The sequence below is a fragment of the Parageobacillus caldoxylosilyticus NBRC 107762 genome, from assembly GCF_000632715.1.
GTDB classification, from domain to species: domain Bacteria; phylum Bacillota; class Bacilli; order Bacillales; family Anoxybacillaceae; genus Saccharococcus; species Saccharococcus caldoxylosilyticus.
In genome coordinates this window covers 1-24,407 of the sequence record NZ_BAWO01000053.1, presented here as the reverse complement: position 1 = coordinate 24,407, position 24,407 = coordinate 1, and the positions used below count along the sequence as shown (strand labels likewise).

Here is a 24,407-nt window from a genome sequence, read left to right as displayed (position 1 = left end):
AAAAAACGCTCTCCCATTTTGGAAGAGCCAACCGGTCACTGATAGCGCCTTATCTTCCAAAATGGTACCCATTTTGCTGGAATTAGCACCTTGCTTTCGGCCAAGCAGGTTGCCGGAGTTCATCGGGCCAGTCCCTCCCTCACTCTTGATAAGTTTTATGTAATTGTAATTGATTAAAATTTTAACACAATTCACACGGAAGTCAATCCTAGTTTTTCTATGGGAATTTATTTTTTTGTAAAGGGAAAAAGGAACTATTTTTTGGCTGTGGGCATCAAGAATCAGCTTTCTTTGTTGATCTGTTTTTCACATGTAAAAACCAAGGTGCTTTGCTGTACCTTGGTTGATCCGATCAGTGACGCGTTCTTTTGGGGAATGGTATGTTTCTTTTATTTCTATGCCGAGGATGAGAAAAAGAAAGGATAAAATGCCGATGTGGCCGATAAACATAAGCATCGCAATCATGGAATGAGGGACAAACCGGCAATATCAAATCCGGCATTGGTCAGCGCGATTACCGAAGCGAAAAAGCCGTGATATAAAGCTTCCTGCCACATTGGAAAGAAACGAAAAAGGAATTTCATTTCTTTCGCAAATTTCCCAGCTCTTCGGCAATCGCCTGCATTTCGCTCGGGCTGAACGTCTCTCTTTTCATTACCATGTCATATATTTCTTTCAACTCATCATACCACTCTTCCGAAAAATGAGAAGGTTTAATTGCGTCTAAATTTAATACTTTTAACTTTGCTTTTATTTTTTCTACCATATACTCGACATTTTCTGTTGATTTTTTTGACAAATCCATTTTTTTACTCCCTCCTTTGCCAGGTTATATGTATTGTACCACAGAAAGAAATACATTGTACTACTGTTTTTGTATATAATGAGGTCGAGAGGAGTGGTGAAACGATGGTAAAAGTGTTGTTTGTCTGTTTGGGGAATATCTGTCGCTCGCCGATGGCGGAAGCGATTTTTCGGCATTTAGTGAAGGAGAAGGGATTGGAAGGAAAAATTACTGTAGATTCAGCGGGAACGGGAAATTGGCATGTTGGCGAACCGCCGCATGAAGGCACCCAACTCATATTAAAGAAAAATAATATTGATTTTTCCGGAATTCGCGCCCGGCAAATCGATCAAAGGGACTTGCAGACATTTGATTACATTATTGCGATGGATGCAGAAAATGTAGGAAATTTGCGGAGATTGGCCGGGTACAATAAAACGGGGTTTATCGGCCGGCTGCTTGACTTTGTTCCTGACAGCGAGATGGCTGATGTGCCGGATCCGTATTATACCGGGAATTTTGCACAAGTATACGAGCTGATTCAAAAAGGATGTGAACATTTATTAGAGACGATTATAAAAGAGAAAAAATTAGAAGTGAAGGGGAGAGAATAAATGAAGGAACGAAAAAACATATGGAAGGGAATGATGGTTGGGGCGGCGCTGGGCGCTGCTTTTTCCTTCTTGATGAGCAAAAAAGAAGCAAAACAAGAGCGGCTTTCCTGGCCGATGAGGTTGAAACAGTGGCGCCAGTCCGTAGAGGAAATGGCGGAAGATACTGCATTTATCATGGAAAAACTGAAGGAAATAGCGGAAAAAACACCGGAAGTTATACAACTGGTTAAAGAATTATATAACTGGAAAGAGGATGATCGTCCCCGAATAAAATGACAAGGGGGGAAACAGTAAATGCTGATTAATTTAACATTTATCCGTGAATTGGTGCGGAGGTTTTATGAAGATGAGGTGCCCCGGCTGTCAGCGGAGTTGGCTTATTATTTTCTTCTCTCTCTATTTCCTTTCCTGATTTTTTTAATGACGTTGCTTGCTTATTTGCCGATTCCGCATGAAGACGTGCTTTCCGTGGTCCGTCAGTATGCTCCGGAGGAAGCGCTTCATTTAATTGAGACAAACATTCACCGCATTATGGATTATCAAAATGGAAAATTGCTGTCGATTAGCATCGTCGGTGCCATTTGGTCGGCATCAAACGGAATGAATGCGATCGTGCGCGCGTTTAACCGCGCGTACGGCGTTGAAGAGAACCGCCCCTTTTGGCTTGCCCGCGGCGTGTCTGTTTTGCTTACCTTCGGATTAATTTTTGTCATCATTGTCGCCTTGGTATTGCCTGTATTCGGCAAGATGATCGGTCTGTTTTTATTTTCCGTATTCGGCTTCTCTAAAGAATTTTTAACGCTTTGGAATGCCTTTCGCTGGGTGATTAGTTCGCTAATTTTGCTGATTGTCTTTACGGCTTTATATTACTTTGCTCCCAATAAAAAGCTGCGTTGCGCCAATGTCATCCGCGGCGCTATCTTTGCGACGATTGGCTGGATTATCACATCGCTTGCGTTTTCTTATTATGTTAATAATTTTGTTAACTATACTGCTATGTACGGAAGCCTTGGAGGAATCATTATTTTAATGATTTGGTTTTATTTGTCGGGAATGATTATTGTATTAGGCGGCGAAATGAATGCGATTTTTGATTGTGAGCGGGAAGGAAGAAGGCGCGAACGTTAATGATGCATAAACTTCCTTTCATAAACGGAAGCGGCGGGGAAATAGTAACAATTGTAAGGGGGATTACTGAGGATGAGAGGGGGATTGCTATGACCAAACATACAAAAAAAGATGGCGGCACAAAACAAAAGGGAAAAAATAAGCCGAAACATAAAACAAGCGGCAGTGCCAACGGCCAAAACGGATATCATTAATCTGTGGGAGACGATAGAAAAATTGGCGATGCGCGCAAAAAAAAAGGTTCTCGGGAAGGCGAGAACCTTTTTGTCCTAAGTTTTGGGATTCTTGGCGAGGATGTTTCGATGATGGACGAAGCTGGGTGAGACTAAAAAATAAAGCGGTCAAGCGAATGATTCTTTTTCACTCAGCGATTTCTTCATGATTGTAGTAGTACAGTTCGTAAATATACTCGATTTCCGCATCCGTCATATACGCAAGCTGTTCTTTTGTAATCCCTCTTACTTTCTCGATAAATTCAATCATATTTTTCCGCTCTGCTCTAATCATAAAATAAGCAACTCCCTTCATGATTTATTCTGTTTTAAAACAGATTATCTATTTGTTGGCATTATTATATAACAGTATAAATAAAAAGGTCAATAATTTTTTGAAAAATAAAAAAAGAAGCGGATTAATTAATCCGCTTCTTTTGCTGCTTTTGAAGCATAATAAGAAAAAGGAGAAAAAGAAGAGTAAACATCATAAAGAAAAAGCTTTGATTAGTGCCGATCTGAATCGCCAGGCCGGTCACGAACGGACCGATCATGCTGCCAATGCTGTACAGCATGCCGCATAGCAAGTTCCCGGCGGGAAGCAGTTGTTTCGGCAGCAAATCAGCCATATAGGCGATGCCAAGGGAAAACAAAGAGCCAACAAACATACCGGCAATAAAAAAGCAAATGGCAATCCCAATGAGGGAGTGGTGAAACAGATAAGCGCTAAAAAAGCTGGCGCTGCCGATGAACAGAGCAGCTGCAATAACCTGTTTCCGCGGGAAGCGGTCGCTTAATACCCCGAGCGGCAGCTGGAATGCAATCCCTCCAAAGGAGAAGGCGGGCAAAACCAATGCGACTTGGTCTAGCCCAATATGTTCGCGTAAAGCATAAACAGGGAAAATCGTATGAATGGTCGCTTCTAAAAAACCGTAAGTGAGCGGAAGCAATAACGCCACCCATGCGTATTTCCAAACATGAAGCAAACGCTGGGCAACATTCGTTGAATCGGATTGCGCCCATTCCTTTGGCTGTTCGTTTTGCAGGAAAAAGATGGCGCACCAACTGACAAGACTAAATAGCGATGATACATAAAAAGGAAGCCATTCGTGCCAAGAAGCAAGCGATGCCAGCAGTGGGCCTGCTGAAAAACCAAGGCCAAAAGATAATCCATATAAGGATAGATTGCGCCCGCGCCGGTCTGGCGGCGAAAAATCAGTAATCCACGTTTGCGTGGCAAAATGAAGCATATGGTCGCCAATTCCGATGCAAAGGCGCAGAAAAAACCAAAGAAAAAACGATGGAAAAGCTGGAAATAAGACGGAGTGATAGTATTACAATAAAACCACCGACGATAATCATGGGACGATATCCATATTTGCGCAAAGGCTTTTCTAAAAACGGCGAGATCAATAAAACGCCAATGTACAGCGCCGCCGCGTGCATGCCGTTAACAGAAGAGGAAACCCCCTGCTTTTCAAGCAACATCGAAAGCAATGGCAGCAGCATTCCTTGCGAAAGGCCGGAAATGGCAACAATGGTGATTAAAATCCAAAAGCGCATCGCATGATACCTCGTTTTCGAACATTGGATATCCGTATCCATGGTACATAGGATGGGAGCGTAAGGCAAGCAAAAAGGATAGGGATTGTACACATATGGAAGGTCTGCCTCATTCATAGGAGATGAATCCGTTTATTTTTTCATACGCATTCCACGGCTTGACTGATATTTGTCTAGAAAACTTCAGAAGAGAAAGGCGGGAAAAGAAAAGATGAATAAAGTATTTACATGGATGGCGTGGATCGGTGTTCCCTTATCTGTGATCGGGAGTGTTTTTCATTGGTCTGCGTTGTTGATGTTTGTCATATACTGTTTAACAATCATTGCGCTCGCTAGTTATATGGGGCGCGCTACGGAAAGTTTGGCGATTGTAGCCGGCCCGCGCATCGGCGGGCTATTGAACGCGACGTTTGGCAATGCGGTAGAGCTGATTATTTCTATTTTTGCGTTAAAGGCGGGGCTCGTCGAAGTGGTGCTTGCTTCTCTCACCGGATCGGTGCTTGGCAACTTGTTATTAGTCGCAGGGTTGTCCTTTTTTGTTGGCGGCCTAAAGTATAAGCGCCAGGAATTTAACGTGTATGATGCCCGTCATAACGCGGGGCTGCTTACGTTTGCCATTTTGGTGGCGTTTGTCATTCCTGAAGTGTTTACAATGGACATGTCTGATCAGGACAAGCTAGCGCTTAGCGTCGGCATTTCGATCATTATGATTATTTTATATTTAGCTGCCTTATACTTTAGGCTTGTCACGCATCGCGGCGTGTATCAGCAAAAATCCGAAATCATCGAGGAACATGAGAAACCGGAATGGACGAAAGGAAAATCCATATTGATTTTGGCGCTGGCGACGATTGCGGTCGCATACATATCCGAGCGGCTTGTCCATACGTTTGAAACGGTGGCGGAATCTTTCGGCTGGAGCGAATTGTTTATCGGGATTATCATTGTCGCCATTGTTGGCAACGCGGCGGAACATGCTTCTGCTGTCATTATGGCATACAAAAACAAAATGAACGTCGCGGTCGAAATCGCTGTCGGCTCGACCTTGCAAATCGCAATGTTTGTCGCGCCGGTGCTGGTGCTTGTTTCACTGCTTTTTCCAGAGAAGATGCCGCTTGTTTTTTCGCTTCCAGAGTTAATCGCCATGGTGGTATCGGTATTGTTGACGATCGTTCTGTCCAACGATGGGGATACAAACTGGTTTGAAGGGGCAACGCTGCTTGCCGCCTACACGATTATGGGCATCGGTTTTTATTTGTTGTAGTCAGGGATAAGAAAGAGGCTCTGCTTGGACGGCAGAGCCTCTTTCTATCTGGCAATAAACGTAATGATTTATCGCGAATTAAAAAATATTCTGAACAAAGATGATAAATTTTTTTCTATACGGATAAACACTATTTTTTTGAAAGAAAATAACGGTGAAAATAGCGGTGAAAGGAGTCGATAGGATGAAAAAATGGAGTATTTGCTTTTTTATTAGCGTATTAACGATGTATATGACGGCTTTTACCGCCGATGCGGCTTCTAGACAAGCGCAGCCGAGCACGGTGGTGGATATTACAAAAGAAAATACGTACCCAAACCCGACGCAAGATTTGCCGCATTTAGAGCCAAGCAAATTCACAAAGCAGCTCCTGGATTCAGCCAACGTAAAAATCGAAAATCCAGAATTGATTCATCTTCTTAACGAATCTTCTGTTTCGAGCACTCCGTTTGCACTTGGATATCGGGCAACGATTTATTTAGGACAGTGGCCGCTGAATTATCAGTCGCTCGAAACGTCAACGAACTGGGAATATCAAAAAGTTAATACGAATTTTCTCGATAACCGTGGCGGGAATGTTTCGCAAAAATTGTACTATAAACAGGAAACACAAAAGCATGTGCGCGGCGGGCTGACGGCGCAAATTCCAAACGAAGAAGCGGTGCAAAAAATGATGCTAAATAAGGCGATGGAAAAGACGAACTTACCGCTGGCGTTTAGTACGGTAGTAGGGATTGGGACAAAAAAAGATCAGCCGTATCAAGTGCCGGCAAAAAAGATCGGCTATTTGTATGCATATGCACCAGCTGTCAATGAAAAAGGGAAAGTGACGTATGGCGAAGTGTATATCGTGCTGAAAGGAAATAAAAAGAAAATTGTTGTGAAAAACGTAACGACACGCGGAGTCGGCGCCTGGATTCCGGTGCAAGACCGCCTTTATTTTTCATACATTGTCAGCGAGCAGCCAAGATAAAACGTCAAGGAAAAACCTTGACGTTTTATTTTTAGATCCGCGCTTTCCGCTTTGTAAAATCAACATCTTTATAATAAGTGTTTTTGACGAGTACGTTTGGTCCGAGACATTGAACGGAAGGGCAATGACAAAGGAGCTGCTTGGCAAGGGCGGACTTCCGCCATTTTTTGTATGCGTCAAGCAGGGTATCATGCTGAATGTTGCCAAGTGCCGGCTCATCGCCGAAATCGGTGACAATGATATCGCCGGTAAAAATGTTGACATTCAAGCGTGACCGCCCGTCCGGATCGTTGCGGACCGTGACGTTTTTGCTTGTGTAAAGCCGCTTTAATAATGTTAAGTCTTCTTCGTTGGCGCTGCAAGGATAAAACGGCAGCGTTCCAAACAACATCCATACGTTTTCATCACGAATATCCAAAAGGTGGTGAATCGCCTGGCGCAATTCGTCTAAATTTAACGCCTCGAGCGAGCTGGCGAAATCGCTCGGGTACATCGGATGGATTTCATGGCGCTTGCACTGCATTTCCCCGGCCACTTGCCGATGAATCGTTTCTAAATGAGGGACCGTCCGTTTGTTTAGCATCGTTTCTGCAGAAACCATGACTCCCGCCCTCGACAATGCTTTGGCGTTATCGAGCATGCGCTGAAAATACTTTTCGCGCTGAGCGATGCTTGGTTTGCGCTCCATCATTGCAAACCCGCCCTCGATAAAATCCTCGATCGTCCCCCAGTTATGGGAAATATGCAAGACGTCCAAATAAGGAATAATTTTTTCATAGCGCTCTAAATCGAGCGTCAAATTAGAGTTGAGCTGTGTCCGCACCCCGCGCTCGCGGGCATATTTTAACAGGGGAACGACGTAGTCGTTTACCGATTTCAGCGATAGCATCGGCTCGCCGCCGGTGATGCTCAGCGAGCGCAAATGCGGGATTTCCTCGAGCCGCTTGATAAGCAAATCAAGCGGGAGTGCTTCCGGGTCTTTTGTTGTCAGCGTGTAGCCGACGGCGCAATGTTCACAGCGCATATTGCACAACGCAGTTGTGGTGAATTCCACATTTGTCAACTGAAGTTCCCCATATTGTTCGACATCCAAATACGCTTCCCACGGATCATAGGATGGGGTAATCGGTTGAAGTGTCAATGAATTCATAGCCTTCTCCTCTTCCTTCATCGAAGTTGCGTCCCGTCATTCATTCTAAGAAATAACAAATCTCGTTTTTCCTTAAAATTAACTTATTTATCATTGTACGGGAATATGTAAAATTCCGCTAGAAAGGAGCAGGAAATAAAAGTATTAAAAATAAGTGGAATTTTATGAATAAATAATATGGTAACAACTTTTTGTTTTTACACAAGAGAGTGAAAAGGAGTATAATAAATAAAGATTGTAGTGATAGTCAACTACATAGGACGACCAAAAGGGGAAGGGGCGTTGAACATGGAACAATTCCAGCAGAGCATGTATCAACTCATCGTGGAGACGTCCACGAAACTGCCAAAGGATGTGCGTCGAGCGATCGCTCGGGCAAAAGCGCGGGAAAACGCGGGAACGCGCGCGGCGATGGCGCTGACGACGATTGCCGGAAACATCAAGATGGCGGAAGAAAACGTGTCGCCAATTTGTCAAGATACCGGGCTACCGACATTTAAAATTAAAGTGCCGGTCGGCGTCAACCAAATCAAAATGAAAGAAGCGATCCATGCCGCGATCGTGCAGGCGACAAAAGACGGAAAGCTCCGTCCGAACTCTGTCGATTCGCTAACCGGCAAAAACAGCGGTGACAATCTTGGTGTCGGCATTCCGGTTATTAAATTTGAACAATGGGAAAACGATTACATTGATGTCCGCCTGATTTTAAAAGGCGGCGGCTGTGAAAACAAAAACATTCAGTACAGCCTGCCTTGCGAGCTGGAAGGTCTTGGCCGCGCCGGCCGCGATTTAGACGGCATCCGCAAATGCATTTTGCATGCGGTATACCAAGCGCAAGGACAAGGATGCAGCGCCGGGTTTATCGGCGTCGGCATCGGCGGCGACCGCGCTTCCGGTTATGAACTGGCGAAAGACCAGCTTTTCCGTTCCGTTGACGATGTCAATCCGAATGAAGATTTGCGCCGCCTAGAAGAATATATTATGGAAAACGCCAATAAGCTTGGCATCGGCACGATGGGATTTGGCGGCGAATCGACGCTGTTAGGCTGTAAAATCGGCGTGATGCACCGCATTCCGGCCAGCTTCTTCGTGTCTGTCGCCTATAACTGCTGGGCGTTCCGCCGCCTTGGCGTGAAAATTGATCCAGCGACCGGCGAGATTATCGAATGGCTGTATCAGGAAGGCGAAGACGTCGACTTTGAAAAAGAGCTGGAAAAAGCGGAAACAGCCGCGACGGCGGAGCTTGGCGAAGTGCGTGAAATCGTCCTCGAGCCGCCGATTACAGAAGAGCAAATCCGCCAGCTGAAAGTCGGCGATGTCGTGCGCATTAACGGCATTATTTATACCGGCCGCGACGCGATTCATAAATATTTAATGGATCATGATGCGCCTGTCGATCTGAACGGACAAATTATTTACCACTGCGGCCCGGTGATGCTGAAAGATGAGAACGGCAATTGGCAAGTCAAAGCAGCCGGCCCGACGACAAGCATCCGCGAGGAGCCGTATCAAGGCGACATTATGAAAAAATTCGGCGTCCGCGCAGTCATCGGCAAAGGCGGAATGGGCGCGAAAACGCTGCAAGCCCTAAAAGAACACGGCGGCGTCTACTTGAACGCGATCGGCGGCGCGGCGCAATATTATGCGGACTGTATTAAGTCGGTAGAAGGAGTCGACTTATTGGAGTTCGGCATCCCAGAAGCGATGTGGCACTTGCGCGTCGAAAACTTTACGGCCGTCGTCACGATGGACTCTCATGGCAACAGTCTGCATGAAGATGTAGAAAAATCGTCATTAGAAAAACTTGCACAATTTAAAGAGCCGGTTTTTAAATAAGAAAAATATATCACCGTCAGCTAAGTGCTGGCGGTGATTTTTTATGCAAAAAATGGCGCGGTTAAAGCGGCAATGGTGGAAAAAACTAATGGTTAGCAGCACGACAAGGAGGAAAGACGGATGAAAAAATGGACGATATGGTTGTTTTTCAGTGCCATCATCTTATCATTTGTTCCTGCTTCTGCGGAAGCCGCAAGCAATAAAGCGATTCATTGGGGGTTTAAGCGAAGCGAGAATCACGAGCCTCCTTCTGCGGGAAAAGAGTTGGATCAACTGCTTGCCAAATACGACGCATTTTATTTAGGAAATCCAAATAAAAAAGAAATTTATTTAACGTTTGATAACGGCTATGAAAACGGTTATACAGCGAAAATTTTAGATGTCTTAAAAGAAAAAAAAGTGCCAGCGACGTTTTTTGTGACGGGGCATTATTTAAACACCGCACCTGATTTAGTAAAACGAATGGCAAAAGAAGGGCATATTGTCGGCAATCACTCGTGGCATCATCCTGATTTAACGCAAGTGAGCGATGAACAGCTGCGGGAGGAGCTGGAATCCGTTCGTAAAAAAACGGAAGAGCTGACGGGGCAAAAAGGAATGATGTATCTTCGACCACCAAGAGGCATTTTCAGCGAACGAACGATGGCGATCGCCCGCGAGCTTGGTTATTACCATGTATTTTGGTCGCTTGCGTTTGTTGATTGGCAGACGAACAATCAAAAAGGATGGAAGTACGCATACGATAACATTATGAAACAAATTCATCCGGGCGCGATTTTATTGCTTCATACCGTCTCGAAAGACAATGCGGATGCGCTTGCGAAAGTGATTGACGATTTGCGCAAGCAAGGTTACACGTTTAAAAGCCTTGATGATCTGATGATCGAAAAAATGAATTTGCATCCATGGCTTTTTACCCCTTGAACGTTTTGTTTAAAGGGGTATTTTTCGTTATAATGTGGGTATTAACGATGATGAATAAGGTGATTGGTTATGTGGCAACAGCGAGTTGATGTCGCCCCTCCGTATGATTTTTCCCACGCGCTGAAGCGGCTTGCGCTCGATCCTCTTATATCGGTGGATATAGCGAAACAGAAGGTCGTTGTTCCGCTTTATGTTCAACAGATCCCAATCGCCGTTACGGTCGAAAGCATTGGGACAAAGGAGGAGCCGAGCTTTCTTGTTACGGCGCCATATCCAGAACGAAAAAAGGAAATTATCGAGCGGATTTCCCATTTGTTTCAATGGAATACGCCGCTTGCCCCGATTCACGAACATTTCCAGCGGACCGAATTACAGCCGCTTTTTACTGAATATCAAGGAATGCCGCTTATTTTAGATTTTGACCTTTATTTTTGTTTAATGAAATGTCTCATTCACCAGCAATTAAATTTGAAAGTTGCTTACCGCCTGACAGAGCGGTTTGTGAAAACGTTTGGAACGCAAATCGATGGCGTTTGGTTTTATCCACGGCCGGAAGACATTGCCGCTCTTTCCTATGATGAACTGAAACAGCTGCAGTTAAGCGGACGAAAGGCAGAGTATATCGTTGATACATCGCGGCTCATTGCCGAAGGGAAGCTTTCATTAGAGGGACTTGCGCACAAAAGCGAGGCGGAAGTGATGGAAGCATTGTTATCGATTCGCGGCATCGGGCCATGGACGGTGCAAAATTTTCTTCTATTTGGGCTTGGAAAACCAAACGTGTTTCCAAAAGCGGACATCGGTTTGCAGCGGGCGATCCAGCGCCTCTTCGGTCTTTCGGAAAAGCCGTCAGCCCAACAAATGGAAGAGCTAAGCAATCGATGGGAGCCGTATTTAAGCTACGCATCGTTATACTTATGGAGAAGCATCGAATAGAGGAGTGGCATGCATATGACGAAGCAAGCAATTACGATCAAGAAGGGGCAACAGTTTCCGTTGACGATTAAGCGGCTCGGCATCAATGGGGAAGGAGTCGGCTATTTTAAAAAGCAAGTGGTGTTTGTCCCAGGCGCGCTCCCGGGAGAGGAAGTCGTCGTAGAGGCGACGAACATTCATCCGAAATACGCGGAAGCGAAAATCAAAAAAATTCGCAAGCGTTCCCCATACCGCGTCACCCCAAGATGCCCTGTTTACGAACAATGCGGCGGCTGTCAGCTGCAACATCTTGATTACGAAGCGCAGCTTCGCGAAAAACGCGATATCGTCATTCAGGCGCTCGAGCGGCATTGCCGGCTGCCGGTGGAAACGCTGTCGATCCGCCCGACGATCGGAATGGATGACCCGTGGCATTACCGCAATAAAAGCCAGTTTCAAGTCGGTATCAAAAAAGGAACGGTCATCGCCGGTTTGTACGGCTTGAATTCCCATCAGCTCATTGACATTTCCGAATGCCTCATCCAGCATCCGGCTACGAACCGTGTGACCAACATTGTGAAAATGATTCTCCAAGATTTGCGCATTCCGATTTACAACGAGCGGACGCAGACCGGGGTTGTCCGCACGATTGTTGCTAGGGTCGGGTTTCATACGGGGGACGTGCAGCTCGTGCTCATTACGGCGACAAAAGATATTCCGCGTAAACAATTGCTGGTTGACGAAATAAAGCGGCGTCTTCCGGAAGTAAAATCGATTGTGCAAAATATTAACGGACGGAAGACATCCCTCATTTTCGGGGAAGAAACGGAGCTGCTGGAAGGAGAAGAATACATCCAGGAAGTGCTCGGCGACTTATCGTTTGAACTGTCAGCGCGGGCGTTTTTTCAGCTGAATCCGGTGCAAACGGTAAAACTGTACGACGAAGTGAAAAAGGCCGCCGCTTTAACCGGAACAGAAAAAGTCGTCGATGCCTATTGCGGCGTCGGCACGATCGGGCTTTGGCTTGCCAAAGACGCCCGTGAAGTGCGCGGCATGGACGTCATTCCAGAAGCGATTGAAGATGCCAAGAAAAACGCGAAAAAACATGGGTTTGCCAATACGATGTATACGACAGGCAAAGCGGAAACGCTGCTTCCAAAATGGGTGAAGGAAGGCTGGAAGCCCGATGTCATCATCGTCGATCCGCCGCGCACCGGCTGCGACAGGGCGCTGCTGCAAACGATTCTCCGTGTCCAGCCGAAAACGGTTGTGTATGTCTCCTGCAACCCGTCCAGCCTTGCGCGAGATATCGATGTGCTTTCGGAAAGCTACCATGTCGATTACATCCAGCCGGTCGATATGTTCCCGCATACCGCTCATGTAGAAAGTGTAGCGCGATTAGTGTTAAAGATAAGAGCATAAATAAACTCTTGCTAAAAATAAAAAACTCTTCTTGCCAAAACCGAAGTAAAGTTTTGATAAATAACAGGAAAAAGGAAAATCCTTCTCCATCCAGTTTACTGAACTGGTTAGGATGAAAAATAAACAATTTTTCAAGAGAAACGGGATGGGCTCCTGTTTCTCTTTTTTTGTTAGGGAATAATGGGGAAGGGGAAGAAACATTCATTAGAAATACTAAGATAGACTGGTTCACGTTGAATGTTCAACTCTGAGCAGTTTCATTAAATAGCTGATAATTGGGGATGTTATACAAATGAGGTCATTGCAAAGGGGTAAGTACTGATGATATATGGGTTAAAAGCGACACAAATGATGGAAATAACAGCAGTGATCCTTAGTCTTATTGGAAGTTTTTTTATATTAAGAAACAATTTCGAACGATATGGGTTGCTCTATTTTATAAGCAGTTTGACGGGAGCTTTCCTTTGTTTTGTATTTGTTTCTATCGGATTTTACTCTTTTCCGGCTAGACTTATCCCTATGTCACCAATACCTATCATTGAAATGTTTACGGTCATTCCTTTTTATGTTCTTTTCGGAGTGAGATATAGTCCGGCTAAATGGGGATGGAAGATCCCCTTTTACTGGGGGATGGTTCATATCGCGATGCTTTTAGAAATTTTCGTGTTATTCCCCCCAGTTAAGATAATGGATTACAAAGAAAACTGGGATGCTTGGGACTCTTATACATGGTGGTGGATTTATTTGCTTCTTTTTGAGTGGATTGGTGGAAAAATTGTTCCAACTCATTCAAGAAAACCGATACAATCTAAATCTTTTCGCTATGGAAGATGGGGATGGATTGTCTTCCATTTTATTGTGATTACGACAATATTTTTAGCAGGTGTTTATACAGGATGGAATTTAAAAATGTGAACGATTTCTTACTCCCATCGAAGAACAGAATTTTTTCTATAATCTGTGATGCCATGACATGTTTCCGTTTCGCCGCAAACTGTTGAAGAAGCACAAATGAATACGGCATGGGTTCTGTTGAATACTGAACCCATGCCGTAATTCTTTTACACGTATCTGTTTGACCGATGCCCGTTCACCATATTTAGGCCTTCTTCTTTCATTTACCGCGTGCAAGTGCAGCTGGATGTTTTGGCGTGCGGGAAAGCGAGAAACATATCCAAGCTTTATGCTTCTAGTTTTTGCGTTTCTTCGTTATAGACATTTAAATTCAATTCTTTAGTGATGCGGCTGGTGACTACACCGGCGGTCATGCTTCCGCTGACGTTCAAGGCAGTTCTTCCCATGTCAATCAACGGCTCTACGGAAATGAGCAATCCTGCTAATGCTACTGGCAGATTCATAGTCGATAGCACTAAAATCGCCGCAAACGTAGCCCCACCGCCAACGCCTGCAACCCCAAACGAACTGATGGTGACGACTAGAATAAGCGTCAAAATAAAGGAAAGGGAGGCTGGATCGATGTTGACGGTTGGCGCGATCATCACTGCAAGCATGGCAGGATAAATGCCGGCACAGCCATTTTGCCCAATTGACAGCCCAAATGAGCCGGCAAAGTTGGCAATGCCTTCCGGAACGCCAAGAGCGGTTGTTTGTGCTTTCACATTCAATGGAAGAGTGGCCGCGCTTGAACGGGAAGTGAATGCAAACGACAGTACCGGCAGCACTTTTTTTACGTAAGTAATAGGGTTTAGTCCGGCCAGCACTAAAATTAGCAAATGAATGGCAAACATAACGAAAAGTGCAATATAGGAAGCGACGACAAATTTTCCTAGTTTTGCGATTGCGTCTATATCGCTTGTCGCAGTCACTCGGGACATAATGGCTAAAATTCCGTAAGGCGTTAAACGGAGCACCAACGTGACGATACGCATGACAATAGCGTACAAGGCATCCACTATTTTTTTGAACATTTCCGCTTGTTCAGGCTGTTTTCTGGCAACCCCTAAATAAGCAATGCCGACAAAGGCCGCAAAAATAACAACCGCTATGGTGGATGTACTGCGTTGTCCCGTGAAATCTAAAAATGGATTTGCCGGAAGCAGCTCGATAATTTTTTGCGGGAAGGACAGGTTTTGAATTTGTTCATATTTTTGTTCTAACTCCTGTCCACGTGTCTGTTCCGCTTCTCCTGAAGGAATTTCCATCGCCTCTAATTGAAATCCTAATGAGGCCATGATACCGATAGAAGCAGCTATCGCCGTAGTGCCCAATAATAGCCCAATAATGAGCGTGGCAATTTTTCCTAAATGATTAGATATAGAAAGTTTGGTAAACGCCATAACGATAGAAATGAAAACTAATGGCATAACAATCATTTGCAATAGCTTTACATATCCTGTGCCGACAATGTCAAACCATTGGGTGGACTGCTGGACGATAGCGGAACCAGCCCCGTACACTCCCTGCAATGCGAACCCAAAGACGATTCCTAGTCCAAGAGCAGTAAACACCCGTTTGGAGAAGGAAACATGTTTCTTTTGCATATAGGCCAAAACACCAATCAATAACAGCAATATAGCAATGTTGAAAATGATTAGGTAAACATTCATCGTCAATCCCTCCTGACACGTAAAATTACTCTAATGATTAAAAACCGATATGTCAAGTAGGCTTTATTTATCGTATGAAAGAGTTTATAGGAAATTGCTATTGCAAATAAAAAAATTCATGAATGGATTTATACAGAATTTATTAAGATTTTGTTATCGAAAACGAAAACATTTTGCTTTTTATCGGGGGATATAAAGTGAAAACAGCACTGGGGAGGTGAGGAGATAGAGAAGGAAATCGTCCAAAGGATTCAGCAGGGGGATGAGAAGGCGTTTGCCGAGCTTTATCCATTTATACCCTACATTAAGCAGCGTTTTCTTTTTATCCAATAGATATAATCGTTACCAATAAGTGCTAAAATATAATAAAATAAAGCAGGAGGCGATAAAATTGTGGGATGGATTATATTAATCGTTGGACTGCTTCTCGTGGGGGGCGTTATGGATTTTATCGCAAGAAAAAGAAATATAAAAATAGACCCTGAAGAAGGAGCAAAAAATGTTTCAGATTCTGAAAGAATTTATGTAGAAACTTATATGCACAGTACTAAACAGAATCATGGCAATATTCCTTTTTTATAATTTATTGAACTCTCTTTCATCATCTGTGGCGCTGTGAGTGTCGAGTGGGTGGCTAACGGGAGCATTACTTCCATAAACAGGAGTAATGCTTTTTTTTGTTGAAGTAAAGGGCAGAAATGTTTAGTAAGTTTAATGATCTTCATTGCATTTACCTTTAGGGAGGCAGAGAATTTTTATTCATATCTCTTAACGTAGAAAAATACAAAGGTGAAGGTTGTCATGATTCTGGGTGATGCAAAATATGCCAGGAAAAGTACTTCAACGTCTCTCACAAGTTTTATGTGTCAAAAGTTTAAGTGGAATATAGTAGAGCACGTGTAATTTGATGAAAGGGGTATCCTTGTGAAGGTTACCCCGCTCTTCATATCTTATTCTTGAGTTTGCAGTTGATATTTTGGTTCCATCATGGTTCCGTATTTCTCGTAATTGACATGCCATGAGAATGCTTTTTCAAGGACGTGCGGTGTTTGGCCTCCGCGCTTAAGCGCTTCCTTGAAGTATTCACGCAACTGCGGACGGTAATCTGGATGTGCGCAATTTTCAATGATAAGTGGCGCTCGTTCAATTGGCGCCAACCCGCGAAGGTCAGCGTAACCATACTCCGTGATAATTACATCCACGTCATGTTCGGTATGATCAACGTGTGATACGAATGGAACGATGCTTGAAATAGCTCCATTTTTTGCAACGGATTTTGTCACAAAGATGGTAAGGCGTGCATTGCGGGCAAAGTCGCCTGAACCACCGATGCCGTTCATCATGTTTGTGCCGCGAACATGTGTAGAATTAATATTTCCGTATATGTCTGCTTCCAAGGCTGTATTGATGGAAATGAGTCCGAGACGGCGAACAATTTCCGGATGGTTAGAAATCTCCTGAGGACGAAGGATAAGCTTGTCTCGGTAAGCATCTAAATTGGAGTACACTTCTTTCATTTTGTTCTGAGACAAAGTAATGGAGCAGCCGGAAGCAAACCGGACTTTTCCAGCATCAATGAGATCAAACACGGCGTCTTGAAGAACTTCTGAATAAACTTCTAAATTGGAAAATTCTGAATTTAACAAACCATAAAGGACAGCATTTGCAACCGAACCAATACCTGCTTGAAGCGGAGCTAAATGTTCAGAAAGACGACCTGCTGCCACTTCCTTTCGCAGAAAATGGATTAAATGATTCGCTATAGCAGATGTTTCCGCATCTGGAGGTACAATTGTGGATGGTGAATCAAATTGGTTTGTCAAAACAATTCCAATAATTTTATCCTCATCCACTGGAATGCCAATCGTTCCGATTCGATCGTCTACTTTTGTCAAAGGTATCGGTTCTCGTTCCCCTTGTTTGCCGACTTCGTAAATGTCATGAAGTCCTTTGAGTTCCTTTGGTTGTGCTGTGTTCAATTCAACAATAATATGTCGGGCTTTTTTCGCAAAGATAGAAGAATTTCCTACGGAAGTCGACGGGATGATCATTCCATCTTCCGTTATCGAAACCGCTTCCACAATTGCGAAATCGATAGGATTTAATACGTCTGAACGCACTAATTCTGCTGTATGGGATAAATGTTGGTCAATAAACAAAATTTCCCCTTCGTTAATTTTTTTGCGCATAAAAGAATCAGCCTGGAATGGAAGCCTTTTGTTGACAATTCCTGCTTCTGCCATCATCTTATCAACGTCCGAGCCTAGTGAAGCGCCTGTATATACGTTTACTTTTAAGTGTTGTTGTTTCGCTTTCTCGATCAGTGCAAAAGGAACTGCCTTGGCATCGCCCGCGCGGGTAAATCCGCTCAAACCGAGCGTCATGCCGTTTTTTATCCATGAAGCCGCTGTTTCCGCCGTTACAATTCGGTCTCTTAAACGGGAATGACCGATTAGCTCTGAAATATGTTTATCCAACGCGACATCACCTCTTTTGTTTTTTTTTAAAATATTCTATCGATTTAGCTGTAAAAAATCATTTAAAATTGAATAAAAAGGCTTTCTTTAGTAATAAAAAAGAATTTTTGATACATAAAGAAGAAAAAATAAAAAACAACTTCGAAAAGGATAAGGATAAACCAGAAAAAACATTACCTATAAACGAAAATAAATACATAGATGGCAAAGCATCAGTGAATAGTTGCGGAAAATAAATAAAGAGCTCACTTCCATGAGCTCTTTAGAGAAAAGGGGATTGGTAAAAGGAACCGTACAGTGGGAGAAAAGCAGATAAATTATTATATTACTAAAAGCAGAGCAGTTTCCGAAAATGGCTTGCGTATGTTTGGCTGACAGGCACTTTCGAGCCGTCTTTCATCATCAATAAGAAAGTCGAATGTGAATCTGGATGAATCTCTGTAATGTGATGAATGTTAACGATATATGATCGGTGACACCGAACAAATATATCATCAGGAAGGGAAAATTCCAGTTCTGTTAAGTTATATTTATGATAGCCTTCCGCATAACTCGATTTTACGAACGTTTTCCGGTTTTGGGCTTCTAAATAGATAACGCTCTCAAAAGGAATAGGCAGCCAACGATCTGTCAGTCGGATCGTTAAATACGGCATTGTAAGCATCGGTTTTCTCGGCAATATCGCAGTAACGCAGCCTCTCGGGCTGCCATCATCTAAAATTGGGACGGATATCCCGAAATAAGGTACGCCAAAAACGCGGCTATCTTTTTGTTCTGCAATTTTTCGTTGGACGGCCAAGGCCTTGTAAGTGACCGATTCCGGTTTGATTTGGTCTCCGGGACGAATTTTTAAATCGATCTGTTTGCTTGGTTGGTAGTAAATATAGCGCTTATCATCAGAAATCACGAAAGACGCTTCTTTAGGAAATAATTCATTCATCACTTTTGCGATAGAGGAAACAGTAAATGAATCCATGTTATCACCCCTAGTGAACGATTTGCCACTTTACTTCGTTTGAAGCGGGGCTCTGACGACTTGTATGCTTTTGCTAAACGGCAGCGACATACAAGCCCCCTTACGCTTACCTTCCATCCGAAGATGTTCGTTTGAGCATCATTATAGCATTATGTCGTTCGTCCATAAAGGGCGGATAAGGAAATCAGTGGGGGAACAGTGTAGCCAAATTTATGATGAAAAAGAACAAAGTTTGCCGATATATTTTAGAAAATTGTGATTAGTTATGTTTTATAATCTTATTAGACATACCATCTTTACATAAGGGGAGAGGAACATGAATACACAATTTATCGCCGGGCACGCGCGGCTGCCGGCGGGAATGGCGGCAAAAAGCGTATATGATACGCTGACGATTACGGCGGAGATTGATAAAAAGTATGGGGTGATTGTCGATGCTTCTTGTACGCTGGCAACGGAGCACGGGCGCGATTATGTCGCCCGCTTGCTTAAAGGCCATTCGCTAAGGGAAGGAATTGATTCGATTTTAGAGCAGCTGAATGAAGGGTATTTAGGAAAGGCGAATTCGGCGTTATGTGCGGCGCTAAAAGATTTGTACAAGCAATATTGCAAAATGCAGGAGGGAAAAGAATAGACCCCCGCTTCAAGCGGGGGTTTTTACATTTTCATCGACTCCGGATTCCAAGGCGGCAGCGTTTTGCGCAGTGGTTTGTCCTGGCGGTAGCCGAGCACGTATTCCGCCTGCATAATCGTATGAATTTCCCGTGTTCCTTCGTAGATGACCGGCGCTTTCGAGTTGCGCAAGTATCGTTCGACAGGATATTCGTTCGAGTAGCCATATGCGCCGTGAATTTGCACCGCATCATCGGCGGCTTTATTGGCAAAGTCGCAGGCGATCCATTTCGCGAGGGAGGTTTCTCTCGTGTTGCGGCGGCCTTGATTTTTTAAAAAGCCTACCTTATAGACGAGCAAGCGGCTGATTTGCAGACCCGCTTCCATTCTGGCGATCATTTGCTGCACGAGCTGATGTCTCCCGATTTCTTTGCCGAACGTTTTCCGCTCATGGCAATACTTGACGCTTGCTTCTAAGCAAGCCATAATCAGGCCGACTGCTCCGGCGGCAACCGTGAATCTTCCGTTGTCAAGGGCGGACATGGCGATTTTAAATCCTTCGCCCTCTTCGCCAAGCAGGTTTTCTTTCGGCACGCGGACGTTGTCAAAGAACAGTTCGCCTGTGTTGCCGGCGCGGATGCCTAGTTTTCCTTTAATGGCTCTTGATGAAAAGCCTGGCATCGTTCGTTCGACAATAAAGGCGGAAATGCCGCGGTGTTTTTTCGATTTGTCCGTATAGGCGAACACGATAAAGTGATCGGCGATATCACAAAGCGAAATCCACGTTTTTTGCCCGTTTAAAATGTAGTAGTCCCCGTCGCGGACGGCGGTGGTGGTGATGGCGGCGACATCAGAACCGGCGTTTGGCTCCGTCAGGCCGAAAGCGCCGATTTTTTCCCCTTTTGCCTGCGGAACAAGATATTTTTGTTTTTGTTCTTCCGTGCCCCATTGCAGCAAGGTTAAGCTGTTTAAGCCAGTGTGCACGGAAACGGCAGTGCGAAACGCGGTATCCCCGCGTTCCAGCTCCTCGCAGACGATGGCGAGCGAGTTATAGTCCATGCCCATTCCGCCGTATTTTTCCGGAATGCATACGCCCATTAAGTTTAATTCCGCAAGCCGTTTGAAAATATTTGGATCAAAATATCCGCGTTCATCCCATTCTTTGATGTACGGCATAATTTCTTTGTCGACAAATTTGCGCACGGTGCTGCGAAGCATTTCTTGTTCTGGAGTAAAATCGAAATTCATCATAGTGAATTCTCCCCCGTTTCATTGATGATTTCTTTTATAATTTCGTCGTTGTGCTCTCCGGCAAGCGGAGGCGGCAGACGGTACGATACTTTTGTATCCGATAATTTGATCGGACTTCCGACAAGCTTTAGCGGTCCGATCTTGTCATGATGCATCGTAATGACCATGTCGCGGGCTAGCGTCTGCGGATGTTGGAACAATTGTTCAAGATTTTGCACTGGGCCGCATGGTATTCCTTTTTCGGCAAGCAGGCGCTGCCACTCGGCCCGCGTCCGTTTTTTCACTTCTTCATTAATGCGTCTGTTGAGTTCCTCGCGGTGGGCGACGCGACTTGGATTCGTTTGGAAGCGAGGGTCCGTTCCGATCGCCGGGTCTGACAAAAGTTTGCAAAACGCTTGGAATTGCCGGTCGTTCCCAATGGCGATCACGATCGGGCCATCGCTTGCTTCATACGTCGAGTATGGAACAATATTAGGATGTTCGTTTCCGAACGGCGTCGGAATGTCGCCGGACATTAAATAGTTGGCGGCGACATTGACGAGCGTGCTGACAGCCGAATCAAATAAAGAAAGGTCTATTTTTTGTCCGCGTCCTGTTTTCTCACGCGCGAGGAGAGCTGTTTGGATAGCGATTGCCGCATACAAACCTGTAAAAACGTCGGTAATGGCCACTCCGACTTTAAGCGGTCCGGATGAAGGGGTGCCGTTAATGCTCATCCATCCGCTCATCGCCTGGATAATGTAATCGTATCCAGGAAGGTGGGAGCAAGGCCCTGTTTCGCCAAAGCCGGTAATGGAACAGTAAATAAGGCGCGGATTCAACAACGACAAATCGTCATAACCGAGCCCGAACTTTTCCATCGTTCCCGTTTTAAAGTTGTGGATGACGACGTCGGCTGTTTTGGCAAGGCGACGGATGATTTTTCGACCTTCTTCCGTTTTTAAGTTGACGGTAATGCTTCGTTTATTGCGGTTAATCGCCGTATAATAGGCACTCATCCCGTTTTGAAAGGGAGGGCCCCAAAATCTTGTGTCATCCGATCCTCCCGGTGCTTCCACTTTAATGACATCGGCGCCAAGATCGCCTAAAATCATCGTCGCATACGGTCCGGCAAGCACGCGCGTCATATCGAGAATGCGGATGCCGTCTAACGCTCCTGGCATGGATTCCCCTCCTTATGCGGGAAAATAAAAAGCCGGCTCCTTTTCTTTGTCAAGAAAGGAACCGGCCAAACGGACTGAGGAAGCATTTCGGTGAGGAAATGCTGATCAGACCGTCACAGTTCTCCATTTATGACACTGATAAAATGGTTGTCTTCTTGTCCCATCATTACCGTCTGGGCGCGTCAGCGGCGAAACTGACGGGAGACGGCTTTGTTAAGTTTTATTATAAATAATAGATTTACAATTGTAAATAGTCTAAAAATTATTCAGGATAAAGGGAGCTCGTGATGGAGCCCCGTTAATGCGATTTTACTGTTTGAAAAATATGTTTCACGATATTGACAACGTATTTGCTGCCATGATCATTTTGTACATCCTCTATTAACATAGCAAGGAGGAGGTCAGGATGGTTTGTATTATAGGCGACGAACAGTCCATTTTCCTTTCCTTGTTCTCCTTTTTGCCCTTTCAGTTCAGCCGTTCCGGTTTTTCCAGCCAACGGGATGTTGTTCATATAAGCTCCGTGTGCCGTTCCGTTTGGATCGGCGACGACTTGTTTTAATGCGTCTGCGATCGTAGCGGCTGTTTTGGATGAAATCAATTGCGGTTTCCAAACGGTTTTTTGCTTCCCTTTTTCCAAAATAGGCTGCAGTAAATCGCCATGGTTGATAAACGGCGTGTACGCGGCGGCAAGGTGAAGCATGCTCATCTGCATTTCTCCTTGGCCGTAAGCGGTATCCGCCAGCTGCGGCCCCGGCTTCAGCTCGCCTGTATTCGAAATTTGCGAAGCTGGAATCGGGTATGGAAACGGCAATTTTTCGCCAAATCCGAATGAGTGTAACCCTGCTTTCAATTTATCCGGTCCGAGATCCAGACCGACCATGGCGAAATAAATATTATCGGAATAAATGAGCGCGTTTCGTAAATTCACTTGCTGCAGGCGATCGCTTACCCTGGTGACGAAATAATTTCCCCATGATCCGTCCTTTGGCTGCCACTTTTTCCCGGTAATCGTTTTTGGCTGTTCAGGAGTAATCACGCCTTGTTCGAGACCGATTGCCGCTGTCACCGGCTTAATGGCCGAGCCAGGTGCGTAGGTGGCAGCAAAACGATTAATCAATGGTTTTAGCGGATTATTCTCTAATTTTTTGTATTCCTCTGATGAAATTCCGAGTACAAACTGGTTCGGATTAAACGAAGGGGAGCTGACCAAGGCGAGAATTTCGCCGGTCAACGGGTGAATGGCAGCGGCGGTTCCCGCTCTTCCTTTCATGTTTTCATAAATCGTTTTTTGCAGTTTGGCGTCGATCGTCAGCGTAATCGTTTCTCCGTTTTTTGGTTTTGATTCAGCAATCGTCACCGTCGATCCATTTTCTTTTTCGATGTAGATTTTGGCTCCGTCTTGTTCTTTGAGACGTTCTTCAAACAGCTCCTCGAGCCCGCGTTTTCCGATGCGGTCGGATGGCGAATAACCTTTGTCTTTGAATTTTTGTAGTTCTTCTTCCGTAATATTGCCGATATATCCAATCAGATGGGCGGCGGCCTCCGCGAATGGATATTCCCTTTCTGATACTTCTTTTACTGCCACAGCTTGAATGTTGCGAGCGTTTTCTAATAGCGCTGTTTCTGATTTTGCCACTTTTTGAATGGGAACAAAATAATCAGGCTGCACCCAGTCGGCATTCAGTTTTTCATTAATGAATTCCACAGGGATATGGAGCAGATCGGCAAGCTGTTTTTTAATGGCTTCCTCGTTTTCGCCCATTTTCCCAGGAACAATGCCGATTTCATAAGCAGTTCCATTGACGGCGAGCGGCAGTCCGTTGCGGTCGTATATTTCGCCGCGTTTTCCAGGTGTAATGGCAATGCGGACTTTATCGTTTTTTTGCAATTGCGGGAAAATGTAGGTGGTATCCCATTGCACATGCCATTGTTCCTGATCCTGCCCTTTTTCTTTCACAAGCAGTGCTTCATGTTTAAATTGGATAGGGCCGGCGATCGTATCCATTTTTACGGAAAAAGGAAGCTTCATTTGGTCTTTGTCGCTATCTTCTTCTTTTTCTTTCACCGGCAATGGTGTTACCGATAAATTCGTTGCTTCGATGTCTTGATAAATTTTTTTGTAGCGCTTTACAAACTCTTCCTTGGATATGTTTTCTTTCGCCTTTTTCGACAGCATTGCGTACATATCCTCGAACCGCTCATCAGTCCATAGTTTTGTGTATTTTTGCAGCGCGTCATGCGGGGATGGCGGTTTGCTGCAGGAAGATAATGCAATGGATAGAAACAAAGCAGCAAAAAATAATAGGCTTCGTCTTTTCTTCATTTTCCATTCCCTCCCATTATAGTGAAGTATATTCCGGGCAGTTTCGTTTCTATGTCAAATATACCATTGCGCAGGAACGAATAGCCAACAAAAATAGTAGAAAAAGAGAGGAGAATGAATATTGGAATAACTGTAAAATTATATTGATATGATTTATTTACTATCATTTAGTGAAGTTATGACGATAGTCATTTATGAAAATGTAGATATTTTTATTACTATTCAAAATATTAATACGGATAAATGATGA

General features: G+C 44.5%; 22 protein-coding genes, 1 pseudogene and 1 riboswitch. Of the genes and pseudogenes, 13 read left to right on the top strand and 10 right to left on the bottom strand.

The genetic code is table 11. The annotated features are described in order from the left end of the window. Nucleotides 1–46 precede the first annotated feature (46 nt). Nucleotides 47–155, bottom strand: a riboswitch (SAM riboswitch). Between the two features lie 425 nt (nt 156–580). After that, a complete protein-coding gene (locus tag GCA01S_RS14040; RefSeq protein WP_017436081.1) occupies nt 581–805 on the bottom strand; it encodes a DUF1128 domain-containing protein in 225 nt (74 codons plus the stop codon). A 104-nt stretch (nt 806–909) separates the two neighbouring features. Between GCA01S_RS14040 and GCA01S_RS14035 the strand changes: the two genes are divergently transcribed. Genes GCA01S_RS14035 through GCA01S_RS14025 form a run of 3 tightly spaced genes read left to right on the top strand, consistent with a single transcriptional unit; the run spans nt 910 to nt 2,526 of the window. Beyond that, on the top strand, nt 910–1,398 hold the full coding sequence (locus tag GCA01S_RS14035; RefSeq protein ID WP_017436080.1) for a low molecular weight protein-tyrosine-phosphatase: 489 nt from the start codon (nt 910–912) through the stop codon (nt 1,396–1,398). Continuing rightward, nucleotides 1,399–1,674, top strand: coding sequence for a hypothetical protein (locus GCA01S_RS14030; protein WP_017436079.1), 276 nt, complete (start codon nt 1,399–1,401; stop codon nt 1,672–1,674). It abuts the gene before it with no gap. An 18-nt stretch (nt 1,675–1,692) separates the two neighbouring features. Beyond that, entirely contained in the window at nt 1,693–2,526 is an 834-nt protein-coding gene (locus tag GCA01S_RS14025; RefSeq protein WP_017436078.1) for a YihY/virulence factor BrkB family protein, read from the top strand. A gap of 360 nt (nt 2,527–2,886) precedes the next feature. Here GCA01S_RS14025 and GCA01S_RS14020 read toward each other — a convergent pair whose 3' ends face one another. Further along, a complete protein-coding gene (locus GCA01S_RS14020; RefSeq protein ID WP_017436077.1) occupies nt 2,887–3,033 on the bottom strand; it encodes a BH0509 family protein in 147 nt (48 codons plus the stop codon). Nucleotides 3,034–3,157: 124 nt separating this feature from the next. Next, nucleotides 3,158–4,301 (bottom strand): annotated as a pseudogene (locus GCA01S_RS14015) (MFS transporter). Nucleotides 4,302–4,512: 211 nt separating this feature from the next. On the opposite strand from GCA01S_RS14015, the gene cax reads away from it, so the two are divergent. Then, complete coding sequence (cax, locus tag GCA01S_RS14010) at nt 4,513–5,565, top strand: calcium/proton exchanger (protein ID WP_042410848.1); 1,053 nt, start codon at nt 4,513–4,515, stop codon at nt 5,563–5,565. Between the two features lie 184 nt (nt 5,566–5,749). After that, nucleotides 5,750–6,538 carry a YfkD famly protein gene (locus GCA01S_RS14005; protein ID WP_042410846.1) on the top strand — a complete coding sequence of 263 codons (789 nt, stop codon included), beginning with the start codon at nt 5,750–5,752 and terminating at the stop codon, nt 6,536–6,538. Between the two features lie 31 nt (nt 6,539–6,569). Here GCA01S_RS14005 and yfkAB read toward each other — a convergent pair whose 3' ends face one another. Next, on the bottom strand, nt 6,570–7,688 hold the full coding sequence (yfkAB, locus tag GCA01S_RS14000; protein WP_042410844.1) for a radical SAM/CxCxxxxC motif protein YfkAB: 1,119 nt from the start codon (nt 7,686–7,688) through the stop codon (nt 6,570–6,572). A 288-nt stretch (nt 7,689–7,976) separates the two neighbouring features. Between yfkAB and GCA01S_RS13995 the strand changes: the two genes are divergently transcribed. The 5 genes from GCA01S_RS13995 (at nt 7,977) to GCA01S_RS13975 (ending at nt 13,700) form a co-directional block, all read left to right on the top strand. Beyond that, on the top strand, nt 7,977–9,524 hold the full coding sequence (locus tag GCA01S_RS13995; RefSeq protein WP_017436072.1) for a fumarate hydratase: 1,548 nt from the start codon (nt 7,977–7,979) through the stop codon (nt 9,522–9,524). Nucleotides 9,525–9,644: 120 nt separating this feature from the next. Next, entirely contained in the window at nt 9,645–10,448 is an 804-nt protein-coding gene (pdaA, locus tag GCA01S_RS13990; protein WP_017436589.1) for a delta-lactam-biosynthetic de-N-acetylase, read from the top strand. A gap of 69 nt (nt 10,449–10,517) precedes the next feature. Further along, complete coding sequence (locus GCA01S_RS13985) at nt 10,518–11,384, top strand: DNA-3-methyladenine glycosylase family protein (protein WP_042410842.1); 867 nt, start codon at nt 10,518–10,520, stop codon at nt 11,382–11,384. Between the two features lie 15 nt (nt 11,385–11,399). Beyond that, on the top strand, nt 11,400–12,785 hold the full coding sequence (rlmD, locus tag GCA01S_RS13980) for a 23S rRNA (uracil(1939)-C(5))-methyltransferase RlmD (RefSeq protein WP_042410840.1): 1,386 nt from the start codon (nt 11,400–11,402) through the stop codon (nt 12,783–12,785). A 321-nt stretch (nt 12,786–13,106) separates the two neighbouring features. Next, nucleotides 13,107–13,700 (top strand): CBO0543 family protein, encoded by a 594-nt coding sequence (locus tag GCA01S_RS13975; protein ID WP_042410839.1) that lies wholly within the window; start codon nt 13,107–13,109, stop codon nt 13,698–13,700. A gap of 266 nt (nt 13,701–13,966) precedes the next feature. On the opposite strand, the gene GCA01S_RS13970 is transcribed toward GCA01S_RS13975, so the two are convergent. Continuing rightward, nucleotides 13,967–15,352, bottom strand: coding sequence for an L-cystine transporter (locus GCA01S_RS13970; RefSeq protein WP_042410838.1), 1,386 nt, complete (start codon nt 15,350–15,352; stop codon nt 13,967–13,969). 393 nt (nt 15,353–15,745) lie between these two features. On the opposite strand from GCA01S_RS13970, the gene GCA01S_RS13965 reads away from it, so the two are divergent. Next, on the top strand, nt 15,746–15,934 hold the full coding sequence (locus tag GCA01S_RS13965) for a hypothetical protein (protein WP_017436584.1): 189 nt from the start codon (nt 15,746–15,748) through the stop codon (nt 15,932–15,934). A gap of 368 nt (nt 15,935–16,302) precedes the next feature. Here the strand turns inward: GCA01S_RS13965 and GCA01S_RS13960 are convergent, their stop codons facing one another. Next, a complete protein-coding gene (locus GCA01S_RS13960) occupies nt 16,303–17,829 on the bottom strand; it encodes an acetyl-CoA hydrolase/transferase family protein (RefSeq protein WP_042410837.1) in 1,527 nt (508 codons plus the stop codon). 328 nt (nt 17,830–18,157) lie between these two features. Beyond that, nucleotides 18,158–18,805, bottom strand: a complete 648-nt coding sequence (locus GCA01S_RS13955) for a LytTR family DNA-binding domain-containing protein (protein WP_042410836.1) — start codon at nt 18,803–18,805, stop codon at nt 18,158–18,160. Between the two features lie 316 nt (nt 18,806–19,121). Between GCA01S_RS13955 and GCA01S_RS13950 the strand changes: the two genes are divergently transcribed. Then, the gene (locus tag GCA01S_RS13950; protein ID WP_042410835.1) at nt 19,122–19,439 is read left to right on the top strand and encodes a DUF3870 domain-containing protein; all 318 of its coding nucleotides are present in this window, start codon (nt 19,122–19,124) and stop codon (nt 19,437–19,439) included. Nucleotides 19,440–19,462: 23 nt separating this feature from the next. Here GCA01S_RS13950 and GCA01S_RS13945 read toward each other — a convergent pair whose 3' ends face one another. Further along, the gene (locus GCA01S_RS13945) at nt 19,463–20,668 is read right to left on the bottom strand and encodes an acyl-CoA dehydrogenase family protein (protein ID WP_017436580.1); all 1,206 of its coding nucleotides are present in this window, start codon (nt 20,666–20,668) and stop codon (nt 19,463–19,465) included. After that, complete coding sequence (locus GCA01S_RS13940) at nt 20,665–21,831, bottom strand: CaiB/BaiF CoA transferase family protein (RefSeq protein ID WP_017436579.1); 1,167 nt, start codon at nt 21,829–21,831, stop codon at nt 20,665–20,667. Before GCA01S_RS13940 ends, GCA01S_RS13945 begins: the two co-directional genes overlap by 4 nt. 14 nt (nt 21,832–21,845) lie before the next feature. On the opposite strand from GCA01S_RS13940, the gene GCA01S_RS20710 reads away from it, so the two are divergent. Then, a complete protein-coding gene (locus GCA01S_RS20710) occupies nt 21,846–22,064 on the top strand; it encodes a hypothetical protein (protein WP_042410834.1) in 219 nt (72 codons plus the stop codon). Between the two features lie 65 nt (nt 22,065–22,129). Here GCA01S_RS20710 and GCA01S_RS13930 read toward each other — a convergent pair whose 3' ends face one another. Continuing rightward, nucleotides 22,130–24,157, bottom strand: a complete 2,028-nt coding sequence (locus tag GCA01S_RS13930; protein ID WP_042410833.1) for a penicillin-binding transpeptidase domain-containing protein — start codon at nt 24,155–24,157, stop codon at nt 22,130–22,132. Nucleotides 24,158–24,407: the final 250 nt, after the last annotated feature.